This window comes from Micromonospora sp. DT47 (assembly GCF_049844475.1).
Taxonomy (GTDB): domain Bacteria; phylum Actinomycetota; class Actinomycetes; order Mycobacteriales; family Micromonosporaceae; genus Micromonospora.
Genome location: NZ_JBNCLC010000001.1, coordinates 235,586 through 252,307 on the forward strand (window position 1 = coordinate 235,586; position 16,722 = coordinate 252,307).

The window sequence follows — 16,722 nt, forward strand, 5'->3', positions numbered from 1 at the left end:
CGGGCGTCAGACCCGCTGCTCGCGCAGGTCGGCCACGTCGGCGGCGGGCGCCCAGCCCTGGTAGACGCCGAAGTCGAACACCTCCAGGCCCATCGCCCGGGCCACCGGCCAGCGCCCGCCGGTGTACTCCACCCGCAGCCAGCCGTCGTGCTCACCGAGGACGACGAACGGCTGCCCCTGCCAGGTGCAGGTGGTCCGCACGTACGCCAACTCCTCGACCTCGCCGGCCGGAACCACCCGGACGTGCCGGCCGGGGCGTACCTCCTCGAAGCCGTCACCCGGCTCCGGCTGGTAGATCCGGACGTCGTCACCGTCCGGGCTGGCCTGGTATTCCCGGCCGCGCCACCGGGCCACGTAGCCGTCCCGCATCAGGGCTCACCCACCTGTCGCCAGAGCAGCACGTCGGTGTCGAGGATGGCGATCACCCGCTCGGTGCCGTCCGCGCCGATCCGCCAGAGCTGCGCGCCGTGCGGCAGCCGGGCACTGTCCACCTTGAACTCGGCCACCACGTCGGTGCTCTCACCCGGGGCGAAACCGTTACCCCGGAACGGCGCGCGCTCGATGACCCAGCCCTTCATGGCCCGCATGGCCCCCTCGTTCTGCCCGCCGTACGGGATCCGGTAGAGGCTGGGCCGGTACGCCGGCCAGCGCAGCACGTAGATCTTCCCGGCGTCCCGGGCGAAGGGCGAATCCGGGTAGCCGAGGCCGAGCGCCTCGTGCAGCTGCGCCGGGGTGGTCAGGTGCGCCAGCTCGCCGGCCCGGTGCACGAAACCGGTGACCCGGTCGTACCCGCGCTCGAGGTAGTAGGCGAGCTGGCTCGGCGCGACCGCCTTCTGCATGACCACGGGCCGGGACGGGTCGGTGGCCGGCGGGGCGTACCGGGTGCGCTCGGCCGGCTCCTCGGCGGGCGCCGGCTCCGGCTCGACGTCCGCGTCGTCGCCGAGGCCCACCTCGGCCGCCCAGTTGGCCAGGCCGAGGATCTGCTCGCCGGGCAGCTTCGCCCCGACCGGGGTGCCCGGATTGACCGCGAACGACCACGTCTCGTCCGGCCAGCGCCGGATCAGCTGCACGAACCGGACCTCGACCGTCTCCACCGGCTCCCCGGCGTGGGCGGCCAGCCGCTCGGGCGAGGTGTGCACCACCACGTACGTCTCGCCGTCCAGCTCCTCCGTACGCCACACGAACCCCGGATCGCCGGGCCGGCTGCCGGGCGCCGAGTCCGGCGCCGCCGGGAGAAGCACCCGGGCCAGCAGCAGGGTGGAGAGGAAGGTGTCCGTGTTGCCGGAGCCCGCGGCGTCGAGCAGGTTCTGCTCGACCTGGTTGGCCGGCTGGAACGCCTCGGCGGCCGGTTCGGTGGCCGCGCCCGCAACGGTGGGGGCCGGTCCGGCGAACGGCCCGGCGGCCGACGTCGGCTCGGCGGCGGTACCACCCGTCGCGGCGGACTGCACGGTCGGGAACGCCGTGGTGGTCCCGGCCGCGTCCGGCGTTACACCGGTGGTCGGGGCATCGCCCGACGGCATCCACGACGACGCGGGCCCGGCGGCGCCCGGCCCGGTGCCGTTCGCGCCGGCCCCGGCGCCGGGTGCCGGGGAGACCGGCTCGGGGCGCTCGGCGACGCCCGGGACGGCCAGCTCGGGGCGCTCGGCGGCGCCCGAGGTGCCCGGCTCAGGGCGGAACCCCGGCACAGCGGACTCGGAGTGGAAGTCGGCGGCGGCGGGCTCGGCCGCGGCCGGCTCCGGGCGGAAACCGGGACCAGCGGGCTCGGCGACGACCGGCTCGGCACGGAAACCGGGAACAGCGGACTCGGCGACGACCGGCTCCGGGTGGAAGCCGGAGGCAGCCGGCTCGGCGGGTAAGCCCGGGGCCGGGGAGGTTGGCGCGGGCGCGTCGAGGGTGCCGTTCCGGGCGGCCGTGGTGGCGGCACCGCCGTCCGACCGCCATCCGAAGACGGTCGCGGCCGGTGCGGGCTCGTGCGGTCCCGGCAGGTCCCGGGACTCGATGACGGTGCCCTCGATGACGATGGGCGAGAAGCCGCGACGGGGTGCCGGGGGGCCGGAGACCGGCTCGGCGACGGAGGCGGACAGGTCCTCCGCGACCGGTGCCGGCGGGGCGCCCGGGGACACCGGTCGTACCGCGGGGTCGGGCAGCCGCTGGGTCTGCTCCCCGTCGGCCGGCGCGGCGGGAGCGGGATGCCAGCGCGGCAACACCTGGGTGGCCTCGGCGGCCGGCACGTCGACCCGGAACGCCCGGGTGGGCTCCTCCGCCAGCGGGTCCGGCCGGCGGCCGGGCGACGGCGGAGCGGGCTCCGGGATCGGCTGGGTCATCTGGTCGTCCGCCCGGTCCACCGGGAACGCCCGGGTCGGGTCGTCGTCCGGCCGCACCGGCCGGCGGCGGGGGAACGTCTGGCCACCGAGCCCGGGACGGGCCGGCGGGGTGGCCCGCTCCCCGGCGCGCAGCGGGTTGTCCCGCGGCGACCGGGCCGCCGCGCCCCGCCCGGAGGCGGGCTCGAAGAAGGAGCTGCGACCGTTCGCCGGGCCGGAGGTCTCCTCGCCGAGCGGTCGACGGCGGAGCGGGGAGGGCCGGCCCAGGTCGGCGGGGCCGGTCGGGGTGCCGGAGACCCGGGCGTTCGCCGGGCGTTGCCCGCCGTCGGTCGGCTCGGGACGCACGCCTCGAACGTCCACCGTGGACGGTTGGGGTGCCGGCGGCGCGGCGGGGTGCGGGATACGGGCGGCGGTCGGATCGGCCGCGCCGGGCCGGCGCTCCGGGCCGGCGCCGATGGCCGGCGCGCCGGTCGCCGACGGGACGGTCGACGGCGGGACGGTCGATGGCGGGACGGTCGACGGCGGGACGGTCGATGGCGGGACGGTCGGCGCCGGGACGGTCGACGGCGCGCGGGACGCGCCGACCGGATTACGCGGCGAGCCAGACGACGGCGGGGTGCCGCCGCCGGCCGACGGCGCGCCGGCCGGAGCGTCCGTCGCGGACTCGTGGCCGGGGGCGGCGTCGCCCCGTGCCCGGGCGAACGTGTCCGCGCGCTCCAGCCGGGCCCGGGCGCCCATGGTGCGGCCGGGCAGGCGGACGTCACCGCGGGAGAGCTGGGAGACGAACCAGGCCGGCAGGTAGCCCTCGATGGACAGCCCCGGATTCACCGCGAGCCACCACTCGTGGTGCGGCCATTCGGCGGCGAGGTCCGCGTACGGGCTGGGGCGGCTCGGCCCGGCGGTGGCGCCGAGGCAGGCGTGCAGCGCGGCGGTCGAGGTGAAGGCGAGCACGTGCGTCCGGCCGCCCGTGGTCCAGGTGCCCCAGCCCATCGCCGCCTCGCCGGTGAGGGCCTGGGCGGAGACCGGCAGGAGCAGCTCGGTCTGGGCCAGGATGCGGAAGTACAGCTCCTGGTCGTTGGCGTGCAGCGCGTCCCGCATCGCCGCTTCGGCCTCGGTAGCCGGCTCCCAGGTCACGGCCACCTCTCCTCCCGCCAACAGGCCATAGGCATCGCGTACAACCTACAAGGTGGAAACAAGATCACAATGGGTCGACCGTCGGCGGCCCGCCGGTTACCGGGCGAAGCGCTAACATCCCGTTCCGGAGTCGACACGATACGGAGGCGGTCGATGTCCCGACCCGGTGCGCGACCGGCCCTGGCCGGTGTGGCGGCGACCCTGCTGACCGTCCTGCCGGCCCTCGCCGTGTCCTCGGTCACCCCGGCCCGGGCGGCCGGTCGGGCCCCGACCTCCGGCGCCACCGGAGCGCCGGCGACCGGCCCGGTCGCGGCCCGCGCCGCCGCCCCCGCCTGCGCCACCCCGCTCGCCCCGGCCCGCCCGGTCGCGGCCACCCCGTGGCCCCAGCGACGGTACGCGCCGGAGCGGCTCACGCCCCTGGCCAGCGGCGCCGGGATGACCGTCGCGGTGATCGACTCCGGCGTCGACCGGCGGCATCCCCAGCTGCGCGGCCGGGTGCTCGACGGGGCGGACTTCCTCGACCCGGGCGGCGACGGCACCCGTGACTGCGCCGGCCACGGTACCGGCGTGGCCAGCATCATCGCCGCCGCCGAAGGGCCCGGGGTGGCCTTCCAGGGGCTGGCGCCCGGGGCCCGGATCCTGCCGGTGCGGGTCAGCGAGCAGCAGGTGGTGGAGGGCCGGGAGTCGGGACGTACGGTCAGCGCGACCGACTTCGCCCGGGCGATCCGCTGGGCGGTGGACCACGACGCCGACGTGCTGAACCTCTCCGTCGTGCTGTACGCGGACAACCCGGCCGTCCGCGAGGCGGTCGGGTACGCGGTCCGGCGGGACGTGGTGGTGGTGGCCGCCGCCGGCAACCTGCACGACAGCGGCGACCCGCGCCCCTACCCGGCCTCCTACGAGGGGGTGCTCGGAGTCGGCGCGATCGGCTCCGACGGCTACCGGGCGGCGTTCTCCCAGACCGGGCCGTACGTCGACCTGGTGGCACCCGGCAGCGACGTGCTGCTGGCCGCGCCGGAGCAGGGGCACCACCGGGCCGAGGGGACCAGTTACGCCGCCCCCTTCGTCGCGGCCACGGCGGCGCTGGTCCGGCAGTACCGGCCGAGCCTGACCGCGGCGCAGGTGGCGCAGCGGATCCTCGGCACCGCCGACCCGGCCCCCGACGGCGACCGGGGCGACTACGGCGCCGGCGTGCTCAACCCGTACCGGGCGGTCGTCGAGACCGGCTCCGGGCCGGCCACCGTGGCCCGCTCGGCCGCGCTGCCGGCGGACCGGCCCGACCCGGCGCTGCTCGCCGAGCGGGCGCGGCGGGCGGCGGCGCGGGACCGCGCCGTGCTGGTCGCCACGGTCACCGCCGGGGCGGTGGCGGTGGCGGTGCTGCTGGCCGTGGTGCTGCCGCGCGGCACCCGCCGCGGCTGGCGCCCGGCCGGTCCGGCCTGACCGGCCGGCCACCCGTGACGTCCGTGCAGAAGGCGACGGCGGCGCCGACGGGATCGCCGGGCGCCGCCGCCGGGCGGGCTCACTGGAACAGGCCGACGTTCTTCCTCTCGGTGTTGAGGTAGTCGATCGCGGAGTCGTCCACCGCGAGCTTGATGTCGCGCAGCATGGCCTGGAGATCCTGCGACGCGGACCGCCACCGGGCCTGTCGCTGCCCGTACGCCTGCCTGGCCTCGCCGGCCCAGCCGGCCACCAGCGGGGCGGCGTCCCGCTCCAACTGGCCGAGCTGCGAGTCGAGCGTGTTCAACGCCTTCTGGATGTCCGCGCTGGCCTGCTGCAGCGCGGCGAAGTTGACGACCAGCACACCGTGGTCCATCGGATGCTCCCCTCCCGGGATCTTGGTTACAGCGGCAGCTGGATGCCGCGGTTGGCGCCGGCGACCCGGCCGGCCGCCTCGGTGTCCGAGACGTCGTACTGCTGGCCGGCGGTGCGGATCGCCGACGCGGTCTCCCGCAGCGCCCGCTGCAACGCCGCCTGGTCCTGCGACCACTGCTGCCTGACCTGCTCGAACGACCGGCCGCCGGCACCGCGCCAGGCCTGCTGCAACACCTCCAGCTCGGCCATCAGGCCGCTGAGCATGGTCTGCAGGGACTGGTCCACCTGCTCGAACTTCGCGGCGGCCTGCTGCATCACCGCGGCTTCTGCCTGGGTCTGGGACACCCCGGACGTCACCTCGTCTCCTCGGTCGTGGCTGGCCGCCGGGGGCATCCACCCTGGACGCTCTCCACCGGTCCGCGCTGGTGCACACGGCGGTGACGGTCAGCGAAACTCGTCGCTGACGGTAGCCGGCCGGTCGCCGTCGTGCTACCCCCCGTCCTCCCCTGTGGACAACCGTGGCCCCCGCCCGGTCGGACCGGCCGCCTACGATGGGTCACGCCGCCGTCGCGGTGCGCCCCGGAGCGCGGGGTCGGCACCCTCGCGGCACCCCGGGACGTCGAGCGGAGGAGACGCGGTGACGGCGAGCACGACCGCAGGCCCGGCCAGGCCGGCCCACCGCCAGCCGTTGCCGGCACAGTGGCTCCCGGCCGGCGCCCGCCCGTCCACCGCCGGGCGCGCCGGCCAGATCGTCGCCGCGCAGGTGGCGGTGGCGCTGCCGGTCGCCGCGCTGGGCCGGGGTGTCGGGCCGACCGCACTGGCCCTGGCCGCCGCCGCGCTGCTGCTCGCCCTGGCCTGGGCACGGTGGCGGGGCCGGTGGCTCTTCGAGTGGTCGGGCACCGCCGTCGGCTACCTCACCCGGCGGCACGCGCTCGCCCCGGCCGCCGGCCCGGAGGCGCTGCTGGACCTGGTCCTCCCGGGCGCCGCGGTGCGCGCGGTGGAGCTGGCCGGCGGTCCGGCCGCGGTGGTCGACGACGCCGCCGGGCTGACCGCCCTGCTCGACCTGGGCGTCCCCGGCGACCTGCTCGGCGACGGCCCCCGGGCGCTGCCGGCCCCCGCCGCGCTGCTGCCGCCCGTCGCGCCGGAGCACCCGCCGGCGCGGATCCAGCTGCTGCTGCACGCCTCGCCGGCCCCGGCTCCCACCGCCGCCGTCGGCACGGCGGGCACGTCGTACCGGCAGTTGACGGACGGGCGGCTGCCCGGGCAGGAACGGGCCCTGCTCGCCGTCCGGGTGCTGCGGGTGGACGGCTGGTCCGACGAGGAGTTGCGCCGCGCCCTCTCCGGCACCGTACGGCGGATCGTCCGCCGGCTCGGACCGGTCACCGCCCGGCCGCTCGGCGCGCCGGCGGCGCTGCGCGTACTCGCGGAACTGGCCCACCACGACGGCGACCAGCCGGCCCGGGAGAGCTGGCAGCTGGTGCGCGCCGGTGGTCTGCTGCAGGCCGGCTTCCGGCTGCGCCGCTGGCCCGACCCGCGCACCGACCTGGGCCGGCGGCTGGTGCCGCGACTGCTGGCGCTGCCCGCGACGGCGACGGCGACCAGCGTCGCGCTCTGCGCCGGGCCGCGCACCGGCGCCGACGCCGACGCCGCGCCGGTCCCGGTCGAGCTGACGGTACGGCTCACCGCCTGGACGCCCGCCGAGCTCGACGCCGCGACGCAGGCGCTGCGCCGCCTGGTCACCGACGCCGACGGTGAGGTACGCCGGCTCGATGGCGCCCAGCTCCACGCCCTGGCCGCCACCCTGCCCCTGGCGGTGGCCGGCGTCCCGGCCGCCGGGAGCCCGGGCCTGGGGTCGCTGGAACTCACCCTCGGCGACGCCGGACTGATGGTGGGCACCAACCGGCACGGCGGCGCGGTCACCGTCCGGCTGTTCCGTGCCGAGGGCACCCGGCTGGTGCTGGTCGGCGGGGTCCGGGCGGCACAGCTGCTGGTGCTGCGGGCGATGGCACTGGGCGCCCGGGTGGTGGTGCAGACCCGACGGCCACGCGGGTGGGAGCCCTTCGTCCGGGGTGTCGGCAACACCGGTGGCGGCATCGCGGTGATCCCGCCGGGACGGCCGGTGGGCGGGGCGGTCGGCTCCCCGCTGCGCCCGCTGCTGCTGGTCGTGGACGCCGGCGCGGTGGCCGCCGAGCCGACGCCGGGGCCGGCCTGGGCGGCCACCCTGGTGGTACGCGAGGAGCTGGCCCCGGCCGACGTCGACACCCTGGGGCGGGCCGACCTGGCGGTGCTGCAACCGTTGGACCAGCAGGAGGCCGCGCTGGCCGGGGCCGCCCTCGGGCTGGGCGGGTCGGCGGAGTGGCTGACCCGGATCCGCGAGGACATGGTGGCGGTGGTGAACCGCCGGGCGCTGCGCTGGGCGCTGCTCTCCCCGACCCCGATCGAGTCGCAACTGATCGGGCGACCCGGCCGGCGTTGACCGTAGCCCCGTGCAGGGGTTCCCCGGGTGGATCTCGCATGGCACTATCCCCGCCATGGGTTTCCTGAAGGGACTTCTGATCCGGCTGGCCTCCACGGCGGTGGCCTTCTGGCTGGCGACGCTGCTGATCCCCGGCATCTCGCTGGATTCCGACTCGGCCGTCGAGGCGGTCACCACTCTGGTGCTGGTCGCGGTGATCTTCGGCGTGGTCAACGCGGTGCTGCAGCCGATCATCAAGACCGTGGGCTGCGGGTTCTACCTGCTGACCCTCGGGCTGATCGCGCTGGTGGTCAACGGCCTGCTCTTCCTGCTCACCAGCTGGATCGCCGACCAGGCCGGGCTGCCCTTCCACGTCGACAGCTTCTGGCCGGGGGCAGTACTCGGTGCGCTCTTCGTCGGCATCGTGACCTGGATCCTCGGCGCCATCCTCGACCGCGACTGACCGCCCCGCGGGTCGCGGGCCCGCATGATCGCGCTCGTTCACGGAAGTAGTGGCCTCCCCTGCGCCGGGGGGCCACTACTTCCTGGATCGAGCGCGGCGGGCGCCGCACGCCGCGGGCGGCCGAGGCGGCAGCCAGCGGACGGGAATTGGCTGGCGCGGCGGCGGGCCGGCGTCGCTAGCGTGGCAGGGGTGTTCACCATGACCCGCGCCGACGGCTACCAGCTCAGCACCGATCCCGACCGGCTCGACCTGGACCGGGTGCACCACTGGCTCACCACCGACGCGTACTGGGCGCTCGGGCGGGATCGGGCGACGGTGGAGCGGGCCTTCGCCGGCTCGATCGGGTACGGCGTGTACCGGGTCGACGACGGCGGCCAGGCGGCGATCGCCCGGGTGGTCACCGACCGGGCCACCTTCGCCTGGCTCTGCGACGTCTACGTGGCCCGCGAGGAGCGGGGTCGCGGCTTGGGCACCTGGCTGGCCGGCGCGGTCCGCGAGCACCTGTGGCCGCTCGGCGTACGCCGGATCCTGCTGGCCACCCACGACGCCCACGGGGTGTACGCGAAGCTCGGTTTCGCCGAGGTCGACCCGGGCCGGTTCATGCAGATCGACCAGCGCGAACAACGGGTGAACCCGGTCACCGGAAAGGAACACGTCACCGCCTCACCCCTTACGGTGGAGGGGTGAACCAGACCCGGCTCGGCTACCTGTACGGCGTCGGCGCGTACCTGCTGTGGGGCTTCTTCCCGATCTACCTCAAGCTGCTCCGGCCGGCCGGCCCGATCGAGATCCTGGCGCACCGGATCGTCTGGTCGGTGGTCTTCGTCGCGCTGCTGCTCGCCGCGCTGCGCAACATCGGCTTCCTGCGGGCGCTGACCCGCCGGCCCCGGACGCTGGCCGGCATCGGCGTCGCCGCGGCGCTGATCGCGGTCAACTGGGGCACCTACATCTACGGGGTGAACTCCGACCGGGTGGTGGAGACGGCGCTCGGCTACTTCATCAACCCACTGGTCTCGGTGCTGCTCGGCGTCTTCGTGCTGCGCGAGCGGCTGCGCTCGGCGCAGTGGGCCGCGCTGGGCGTCGGCGGTCTGGCCGTCGCGGTGCTCACCGTCGACTACGGCCGGCTGCCGTACCTGGCGCTGACCCTGGCCTTCAGCTTCGCCGGGTACGGGCTGGTGAAGAAGCGGCTCGGGCTGCCCGCCGCGGAGGGGCTCTTCGTCGAGTCGGCGGTGCTGGCGCTGCCCGCCCTGGCGTACCTGGGCTGGCTGTCGCAGCAGGGTGAGTCGACCTTCGGGCACGTCTCGGCCGGGCACACCGCGCTGCTGGTGCTGGCCGGCGCGGCCACCGCGATCCCGCTGCTGCTCTTCGCCGGCGCCGCCAACCGGCTGCCGCTGTCGGTCCTGGGGATGTTGCAGTACCTCGCCCCGATCCTCCAGCTCGGCTGCGGCGTGCTGATCTTCCACGAGCCGATGCCGCCGGCCCGCCTCGCCGGCTTCGCCCTGGTCTGGGTCGCCCTGATCGTCTTCACCGCCGACGCGCTCCGGAACACCCGTCGCACCCGCGCCGCCGCCCGCACCCGGACCCCGGTCACCGCCGCCACGCGGTGACCGGGGATCAGCGCACGTCGTAGCCGAGGACGGCGGTGCCGTCGGCGCGGACCAGTTCCAGCCGGACCAGCTCCGCGTCGGTGAAGCGGGTCCCGCCGGTGAGGCGCACGTCGTCGCCGGGGGCGGCCAGCCAGGAGCCGATCTGCTCCGTCGCGCCGTCCGGGCCGTGCGCCACCAGCCGGAAGGTGTACGCCTTGCGGTAGCCGGCGGTCGAGTCGTACCCGCAGTGCATGGTGACCTCGGTGCCCCAGTCGGTGCCGGTCAGCCCGATCTCGGCGTGCACCGGCACCTTGGTCGAGACCGGCTGCATGGCGACCATCCGGACCGCCTGCACGGTCGGCGCGGGCGGCGCGGGCGGGCGCAGCACGGCGGCCCCTCCGACCCCCACCACCAGGGCGAGCGCGGCGGCGGCCAGCGCGGTCAGGGCGTACCGTCGGCGGGCGCCGGACCGCTCGCGGCGCCGGCGCTCCCGCGCGGCGTCGAGCAGCGCGGGCACCCGGGTGGTCTCCGCCGCCGGCGGGAGGAACTCGTCCAGCGCGGCCGGGTCGAGCCGGCCCAGCAGTCCGGGCAGCACGGCGATCTCGGCGACCGCCTCCCGGCAGGCCGCACAGCCGGCCAGGTGCCGCTCGTACGCGGCGCGGTCCGCGGGGGCGAGGGCGCCCAGCACGTACGCGCCGTCGTCGTGCGCGAACTCGCAGCGGGTCATCCGGTCACCCCCATCTCAGCCAGGACCAACCGTAGTGAGCGCAGCGCGTAGTGGGTGCGGGACTTGACCGTGCCCGGTGGCACGCCCAGCCGGGCGGCCGCCTCGGCCACCGAACGGCCCTGGTAGAAGCACTCGACCAGCACCTCCCGGTGGGTCGGGCTGAGCCGGTTCAACGCCTCGGCGACGGTCCACGCCTCCACCGCGCGCTCCGCTTCGTCGACCGCCTGCGGCGGCTCGGGCAGGTCGTCGGTGAACACCTCACCGACCCGGGTGGACCGGCGTCGCCAGGCGTCGATCGCGAGGTTCCGCGCGGTCGTGAAGAGCCAGGCGCGGACCGAGCCGCGCCGCGGGTCGAGCGACTCCGGGTGGCGCCAGGCCCGTAGCAGGGTCTCCTGCACCAGGTCCTCGGCCCGGGTGCGGTCGCCGTTGACCAGTCGGAGGGCGTGCGCGAGCAGCGCCTCCGCGTGCTCGTCGTGCAGCGCGCGCAGCAGGTGGGCGTCGTGGTCGCTGATGGCGATCTCCTCGCTCTGGGCGGCGAGTCCGGCGGTAGGTGTCCGCGGGTGGATACGCGCGGCCACGCCGATCGGTTCACCCGTGGCTGCTGTTCACACCCGATTCATATTTTGTCAGGCGACCGCTCACTCCGCCCTGGCAGCATCCGGCCGGTACGCACGCCGATCGGGTGATCCGGTGTGCCACCGACCTTGCTTCCAGGAGGCTCCTTCCATGAGCGACCGTCCCCGGCTGCTCCCGCTGCTCGGCGCCACCCGGCACGGCAGCCGCGATGCGATGACCTGTCTGTACCGGTGCGGCAACGCCTGCGACCACCCCGTTCCCAACACCTCCGACAACACCTACTTCGGGGACCTGGTCGAGTCGGAGGTGTCCCGCCGCGGCGTCGTCCGCGCCGGTGCCGTCGGCGCGCTGGTGCTCGGCTTCGGCGCCGCCGCCGGCGCGCTGGCCGGTGCCGCTCCGGCCTCCGCCGCGCCCGGCACCCCGGTCGTCCCCGAGGTGACCGACTTCGGCCGCCCGCCGCCGTCCGTCGGCAGCGGCGCGCTGACCTTCACGCCGATCCCGCCGAACCAGCTCGACACCCTGGTCGTCCCGAACGGGTACGGCCACGCCGTGGTCATCAGGTGGGGCGACCCGGTGGTGCCCGGCGCGCCGGAGTTCGACCTGCACGGGCAGAACGCCGCCGCGCAGTCGAAGCAGTTCGGCTACAACAACGACTTCGTCGGCGTACTGCCGCTGGACCGGCGGGGCCGCCGGGCGCTGCTCGTGGTCAACCACGAGTACACCAACGAGGACCTGATGTTCCCCGGCTTCACCAGCCTGGACAGCCTCACCGAGGAGCAGCTGCGCACGGCGATGGCCGCGCACGGCATGTCCGTGGTGGAGCTGGAGCGGGTGGAGGGCACCGGGCAGTGGCGTCCGGTCTCGCACGGCCGCCGGCCGTACAACCGGCGGGTCACCGCGCTGAGCACCAGGTTCGACCTGACCGGCCCGGCCGCCGGCTCGGCCTGGCTGCGCACCGCCGCCGACCCGAAGGGTCGCACGGTGATCGGCACGCTGAACAACTGCGCCGGCGGCGTCACCCCGTGGGGCACCGTGCTCTCCGGCGAGGAGAACTTCAACCAGTACTTCGTCGGCGGCGACGCCGTGTCGGAGGCGGAAAAGGCCAAGCTGGCCCGCTACGGCATCAGCACCACCGCCCGCTACCCGAGCGGCAGCCGCCGCTGGGAACGCGCCGACGAGCGCTTCGACCTGGCGAAGAACCCGAACGAGGCGAACCGGTTCGGCTGGATCGTGGAGATCGACCCGTTCGACCCGGAGAGCCGGCCGCGCAAGCACACCGCGATGGGCCGGTTCAAGCACGAGGGCGCCAACGTCATCGTGGCGAAGAGCGGGCACGTGGTCGCGTACATGGGCGACGACGAGCGCTTCGACTACCTCTACAAGTTCGTCTCGGACAAGAAGTACATGCCGGGCGACTCGTGGGTGGCCCGCAAGCACAACCTGACCCTGCTGGAGTCGGGCACCCTCTACGTGGCCCAGTTCGAGCAGACCAGCGCCGCCGAGATCGACGGCTCGGGCAGGCTCCCCTCGGACGGCGCGTTCAACGGCCGGGGCCGGTGGATCAAGCTGGTCAGCGGCAACAGGTCGTACGTCGACGGGATGACCGCCGCCGACGTGCTCACCTTCACCCGGTTCGCCGGCGACAAGGTCGGCGCGACCAAGATGGACCGTCCGGAGGACGTGCAGCCCAGCCTGCTCACCGGCAAGGTCTACGCGGCGCTGACCAACAACACCGACCGCGGCAAGGCCGGCAAGGCCCCGGCCGACGAGACCAGCCCGCGCAACCTCAACAAGCACGGCCAGATCCTGGAGCTGGTGGAGGACCGCGGCGACAACACCGCGGAGAGCTTCGCCTGGTCGTTGCCGATCGTCTGCGGCGACCCGACCGACCCGTCGACCCACTTCGCCGGGTACGACAAGACCCAGGTCTCGCCGATCTCCTGCCCGGACAACGTGGCCTTCGATGCCACCGGCAACCTCTGGATCTCCACCGACGGCAACGCGCTGGGCAGCAACGACGGCCTCTTCGCCACCGCCGTCGAGGGCCCGGAGCGAGGTCACCTGAAGCAGTTCCTCACCGTGCCGCTCGGCGCCGAGACCTGCGGCCCGTTCATCACCGGCGACAACCGCTCGGTCTTCGTCGCCGTGCAGCACCCGGGTGAGATCACCGGCGCCTCGGTGGAGAAGCCGGCGTCGACCTGGCCGGACGGCGACTACGCCAAGCCGGGCGTGGTGGTCACCTGGCGCCTGGACGGCGGCCCGATCGGCAGCTGACGTGCCACCCGGCGGTCCGACACCGGACCGCCCGCGAAGGGCCCCTCTGAAACGGGAGGGGCCCTTCGGCGTGGGAGTCGACGTCGGCTCGGGGTGGCGGACGCCGCACCCAGCGGGCCCGTTCAGGTGTCGGCGGCGATGCCGTCGGCGACGGCGCGCGCGACGGTGAGCAGCTTGGCCCGGACCACCCGGGCGGAGGTCATCATCTCGCTGGCCGGCAGCGCGCAGGCCAGCACCACCCGGCGTTCCATGTCCTTGTCCGGCGCGACCAGCACGGCGGCGCAGGCCACCCCCTGCCGGAACTGCCCCAGCTCCAGCTGCATGCCGCGCCGGTCCCCGGCGGCCAGGTCGGCCTCGAACACCTCCGAGGTGGTCAGGGTGGCGCTGGTGAACGGACGCATGCCGTATTCGCGCAGGTAGCGGAAGCGCTGCTCGGCGGTGAGGGTGCCCAGCAGCGACTTGCCGAGGGCGGTGGCGTGCGCGCCCTCGTCGAAGCCGGGGACCAGGTCCTCCAGGTACGGCGAGCGGTGCCCCTCGGCGACCGCGGTGACCGCCACCTGCCCGCCCACGAACCGGCCCAGGAAGTGGCTCCAGCCGGTGTCGACCGCGGCCCGGCGTAGGGTCTCGCCGACCGCGGGCGGCCCGCGGAAGGCGGTCACCAGCTCCCGGTACCGGTCGGCGACCTCCAGCCCGACGATGTAGGTGCCGTCCTCGCGGCGGATCACGTAGCCCTCGTAGGCCAGGGTGCGGACCAGGTGGTAGGTGGTCGCCACGGTCAGCTCGCAGCGCCGGGCGATCTGCTTGACGGTCAGCCCCTTCGGGGCACGACCGACCGACTCGAGCACGCGTAACGCGCGGGAGACGCTCCGGATCAGGTCCGAAGGCTCCGCCAGGGGGTCGCGCACAACCACCTCCGCCGCCGGGGACTTACACCATATGAAATTCGGCCCGGGGACGGAATGCCCGTTCGGGTCGAGGATGCCGGATCAGGCCGTACCCGGCGTGTACCGACCTGACACGCCGGGTTGTCGGCAACGAGACTCGCGTACGTTGATCACACGATGACCGACACCGCGCTCGCCCCCTCACCGAGCCGGCCGTCCGTACGCCCCCTGCGGGCCGGCGCCGGCGCCGTCGCCACCACCATCGCCTCCGTACTGCCCGTGTTCCTGCTCGGCGGGCTGGCCGTGCAGATGGGCGACGACCTCGGCTTCTCCCCCGCCGGGCTAGGCCTGGCCGTCTCGATCTACTTCGGCGTCAGCGCGCTGGCCTCGGTGCCGTCCGGCCGGCTGGTCGAGCGGTACGGCCCGGCGGTGGTGGCCCGCGCCGGCATCCTGCTGGCCGCCGGCTGCCTGCTCGCCATCGCGGCGCTGGCCCGGTCGTACCCGGTGCTGGCCGGCCTGCTCGCGCTCAGCGCGGCAGCGAACGCGCTCGGCCAGCTCGCCAGCAATGCGGCGCTGGCCCGGCACGTGCCGGCCCGGCGGCAGGGGCTGTCGTTCGGGGTGAAACAGGCCGCGATCCCGATCTCCACCCTGCTGGCCGGCGCGGCGGTGCCGACGATCGCGCTGACCGCCGGCTGGCGCTGGGCGTTCGTGGCCGCCGCGGTGGCCGCGCTGGCCGCGCTGCCCGCCGTACCCGCCGGGGAGGCCGGCCCGGCCGGCCGGGCCGCCCCGGCCCGCGCGGGGCGGGCCACGACGGCCCTGGTGGTGGTCGGGTTGGCCGCGGCGCTGGCCGCGGCGGCGGCGAACGCCCTGGGGACCTTCGTGGTCGACTCGTCGGTGGCCCGCGGGCTCGCCCCGGGGCTGGCCGGCCTCACCCTGACCCTGGGCAGCGCGGTCTGTGTGACCGCCCGGATCGGCGCCGGCTGGCTCGCCGACCGCCGGGAGGGCGGCCACGTCGCGCTGATCGCCGGGATGCTGGTGGTGGGGGCGGCCGGGCTGGGCCTGCTCGCCCTGACCGGCGCGGCGCCGCTGGTGGCCGGGGTGGTGCTCGGCTTCGGGCTGGGCTGGGCGTGGCCCGGCCTGATGAACTTCGCGGTGGTCCGGCTGCACCCGCAGGCCCCGGCCGCCGCCACCTCGATCACCCAGACCGGGGTGTACGCCGGCGGCTGCGTGGGCCCGCTCAGCCTCGGCGCGGTGGCCGGCAACCTCGGCTACCCCACCATGTGGTCCGTCGCCGCGGTCGCCATGCTGGCCGCCGCCGCCCTCATGCTCACCGGCAGTCGCATGCTCGCCCGCCCGGCCTGACCCACCCCATCGGGAGGGGTCAGCTGGTGCGATCGGCGATGTGGTCGCAGAGGGATTCGAGGGCGCGGCGGGCCGGGCCCTGCGGGAGCGGGGCGAGCTGCGCCCTCGCGTCCTCGGCGTGGCTGCGGACCGTCTCCCGGGCCCGCTTGAGGGCCGGGGACTCGCGGAGCAGGCCGAGCGCCTCGGCGTGCAGCGCGTCGTCGACGAGCGGGCCGGTGGCCAGGATCTCCCGCAGCCGCACCGAGGCGGCGTCCGAGTCGTCCGCGGCCTGCGCGTAGAGCACCGGCAGCGTCGGCACGCCCTCCCGCAGGTCGGTGCCGGGCGTCTTGCCCGACTGCATCGACTCGCTGGCGATGTCCAGCAGGTCGTCGGAGAGCTGGAAGGCCACCCCGATGGTCTCGCCGTATCCGGCGAGGGCCTCGGTGTGCTCCGGCGCGGCGCCACTGAACATGCCGCCGAAGCGGACCGAGGTGGCGATCAGCGAACCGGTCTTCTCGGCGATCACGTGCAGGTAGTGGGCGACCGGGTCCTCGTCGGCCCGGGGGCCGACCGTCTCGGCGATCTGGCCGTGCACCAGGCGGGCGAAGGTACGCGCCTGGAGGCGTACCGCCTCGGGGCCGAGGTCGGCGGAGATGTCCGCGGCCCGGGCGAAGAGGTAGTCGCCGACCAGGATGGCCACCGAGTTGGTCCAGCGCGAGTTGGCGCTCGGGCCGCCCCGCCGCACGGCAGCCTCGTCCATCACGTCGTCGTGATAGAGCGTCGCCAGGTGGGTGAGCTCCATCACCACCGCCGCCGGGACGACCTGCGCGCGTTCCGGGTCGCCGAACTGGGCGCCCAGCGCCACCAGCAGCGGCCGGAACCGCTTGCCGCCGGCCTCCACCAGGTGTCGGGCGGCCTCGGTGACGAACGGGTCGGCGCTGGCCACATTGGCCCGCAGCGCCGATTCGACGGCGTCGAGCAGGCCCAGCACGGACGCCTCGACACGCGGATCGGCGAGGTAGACGCCGAGCGCGCCGACCTGACCCGTGCCAGCCCGGCCCCGACGACCGCCGGAGCCGACGGCACCTGAACGCTCGCCCGCCGGAATCACCACGCCATCAACCATGCCACACGCGTTCGACCTGCTCC

15 protein-coding genes are annotated in these 16,722 nt (G+C 75.5%); 7 read left to right on the forward strand and 8 right to left on the reverse strand.

The window, feature by feature from the left end; all coding sequences use genetic code 11:
* Positions 1-6 precede the first annotated feature (6 nt).
* Entirely contained in the window at positions 7-372 is a 366-nt protein-coding gene (locus ACLQ2U_RS01195; protein ID WP_425748874.1) for a hypothetical protein, read from the reverse strand.
* On the reverse strand, positions 369-3,419 hold the full coding sequence (locus ACLQ2U_RS01200; protein WP_425748875.1) for an SseB family protein: 3,051 nt from the start codon (positions 3,417-3,419) through the stop codon (positions 369-371). Before ACLQ2U_RS01200 ends, ACLQ2U_RS01195 begins: the two co-directional genes overlap by 4 nt.
* A 189-nt stretch (positions 3,420-3,608) precedes the next feature.
* On the opposite strand from ACLQ2U_RS01200, the gene mycP reads away from it, so the two are divergent.
* The gene (gene mycP / locus ACLQ2U_RS01205; RefSeq protein ID WP_425748606.1) at positions 3,609-4,895 is read left to right on the forward strand and encodes a type VII secretion-associated serine protease mycosin; all 1,287 of its coding nucleotides are present in this window, start codon (positions 3,609-3,611) and stop codon (positions 4,893-4,895) included.
* Between the two features lie 79 nt (positions 4,896-4,974).
* Here mycP and ACLQ2U_RS01210 read toward each other — a convergent pair whose 3' ends face one another.
* Together ACLQ2U_RS01210 and ACLQ2U_RS01215 are read right to left on the reverse strand one after the other, a co-directional pair.
* Complete coding sequence (locus ACLQ2U_RS01210; RefSeq protein WP_425748607.1) at positions 4,975-5,268, reverse strand: WXG100 family type VII secretion target; 294 nt, start codon at positions 5,266-5,268, stop codon at positions 4,975-4,977.
* Positions 5,269-5,294: 26 nt separating this feature from the next.
* Complete coding sequence (locus ACLQ2U_RS01215) at positions 5,295-5,612, reverse strand: WXG100 family type VII secretion target (RefSeq protein WP_425748876.1); 318 nt, start codon at positions 5,610-5,612, stop codon at positions 5,295-5,297.
* A 292-nt stretch (positions 5,613-5,904) separates the two neighbouring features.
* Here ACLQ2U_RS01215 and eccE point away from each other — a divergent pair, with 292 nt between their 5' ends.
* The 4 genes from eccE (at position 5,905) to rarD (ending at position 9,792) form a co-directional block, all read left to right on the forward strand.
* Positions 5,905-7,743 carry a type VII secretion protein EccE gene (gene eccE, locus ACLQ2U_RS01220; protein ID WP_425748608.1) on the forward strand — a complete coding sequence of 613 codons (1,839 nt, stop codon included), beginning with the start codon at positions 5,905-5,907 and terminating at the stop codon, positions 7,741-7,743.
* A 55-nt stretch (positions 7,744-7,798) separates the two neighbouring features.
* Positions 7,799-8,185, forward strand: a complete 387-nt coding sequence (locus tag ACLQ2U_RS01225) for a phage holin family protein (RefSeq protein WP_425748609.1) — start codon at positions 7,799-7,801, stop codon at positions 8,183-8,185.
* 189 nt (positions 8,186-8,374) lie between these two features.
* A complete protein-coding gene (locus tag ACLQ2U_RS01230) occupies positions 8,375-8,872 on the forward strand; it encodes a GNAT family N-acetyltransferase (protein WP_425748610.1) in 498 nt (165 codons plus the stop codon).
* Complete coding sequence (gene rarD / locus ACLQ2U_RS01235) at positions 8,869-9,792, forward strand: EamA family transporter RarD (RefSeq protein ID WP_425748611.1); 924 nt, start codon at positions 8,869-8,871, stop codon at positions 9,790-9,792. The genes ACLQ2U_RS01230 and rarD overlap by 4 nt, the downstream gene beginning before the upstream one ends.
* A 7-nt stretch (positions 9,793-9,799) precedes the next feature.
* On the opposite strand, the gene ACLQ2U_RS01240 is transcribed toward rarD, so the two are convergent.
* Positions 9,800-10,498 (reverse strand): anti-sigma factor family protein, encoded by a 699-nt coding sequence (locus ACLQ2U_RS01240; protein WP_425748612.1) that lies wholly within the window; start codon positions 10,496-10,498, stop codon positions 9,800-9,802.
* Entirely contained in the window at positions 10,495-11,016 is a 522-nt protein-coding gene (locus ACLQ2U_RS01245) for a sigma-70 family RNA polymerase sigma factor (RefSeq protein ID WP_425748877.1), read from the reverse strand. The genes ACLQ2U_RS01240 and ACLQ2U_RS01245 overlap by 4 nt, the downstream gene beginning before the upstream one ends.
* 208 nt (positions 11,017-11,224) lie before the next feature.
* On the opposite strand from ACLQ2U_RS01245, the gene ACLQ2U_RS01250 reads away from it, so the two are divergent.
* Positions 11,225-13,348, forward strand: coding sequence for a PhoX family protein (locus tag ACLQ2U_RS01250; RefSeq protein WP_425748613.1), 2,124 nt, complete (start codon positions 11,225-11,227; stop codon positions 13,346-13,348).
* Between the two features lie 122 nt (positions 13,349-13,470).
* On the opposite strand, the gene ACLQ2U_RS01255 is transcribed toward ACLQ2U_RS01250, so the two are convergent.
* Positions 13,471-14,253 carry an IclR family transcriptional regulator gene (locus ACLQ2U_RS01255; RefSeq protein WP_425748614.1) on the reverse strand — a complete coding sequence of 261 codons (783 nt, stop codon included), beginning with the start codon at positions 14,251-14,253 and terminating at the stop codon, positions 13,471-13,473.
* 156 nt (positions 14,254-14,409) lie between these two features.
* Between ACLQ2U_RS01255 and ACLQ2U_RS01260 the strand changes: the two genes are divergently transcribed.
* Positions 14,410-15,594, forward strand: coding sequence for an MFS transporter (locus ACLQ2U_RS01260; RefSeq protein WP_425748615.1), 1,185 nt, complete (start codon positions 14,410-14,412; stop codon positions 15,592-15,594).
* A gap of 19 nt (positions 15,595-15,613) precedes the next feature.
* Here ACLQ2U_RS01260 and ACLQ2U_RS01265 read toward each other — a convergent pair whose 3' ends face one another.
* Positions 15,614-16,699 (reverse strand): polyprenyl synthetase family protein, encoded by a 1,086-nt coding sequence (locus tag ACLQ2U_RS01265; RefSeq protein WP_425748616.1) that lies wholly within the window; start codon positions 16,697-16,699, stop codon positions 15,614-15,616.
* Between the last annotated feature and the right edge of the window lie 23 nt (positions 16,700-16,722).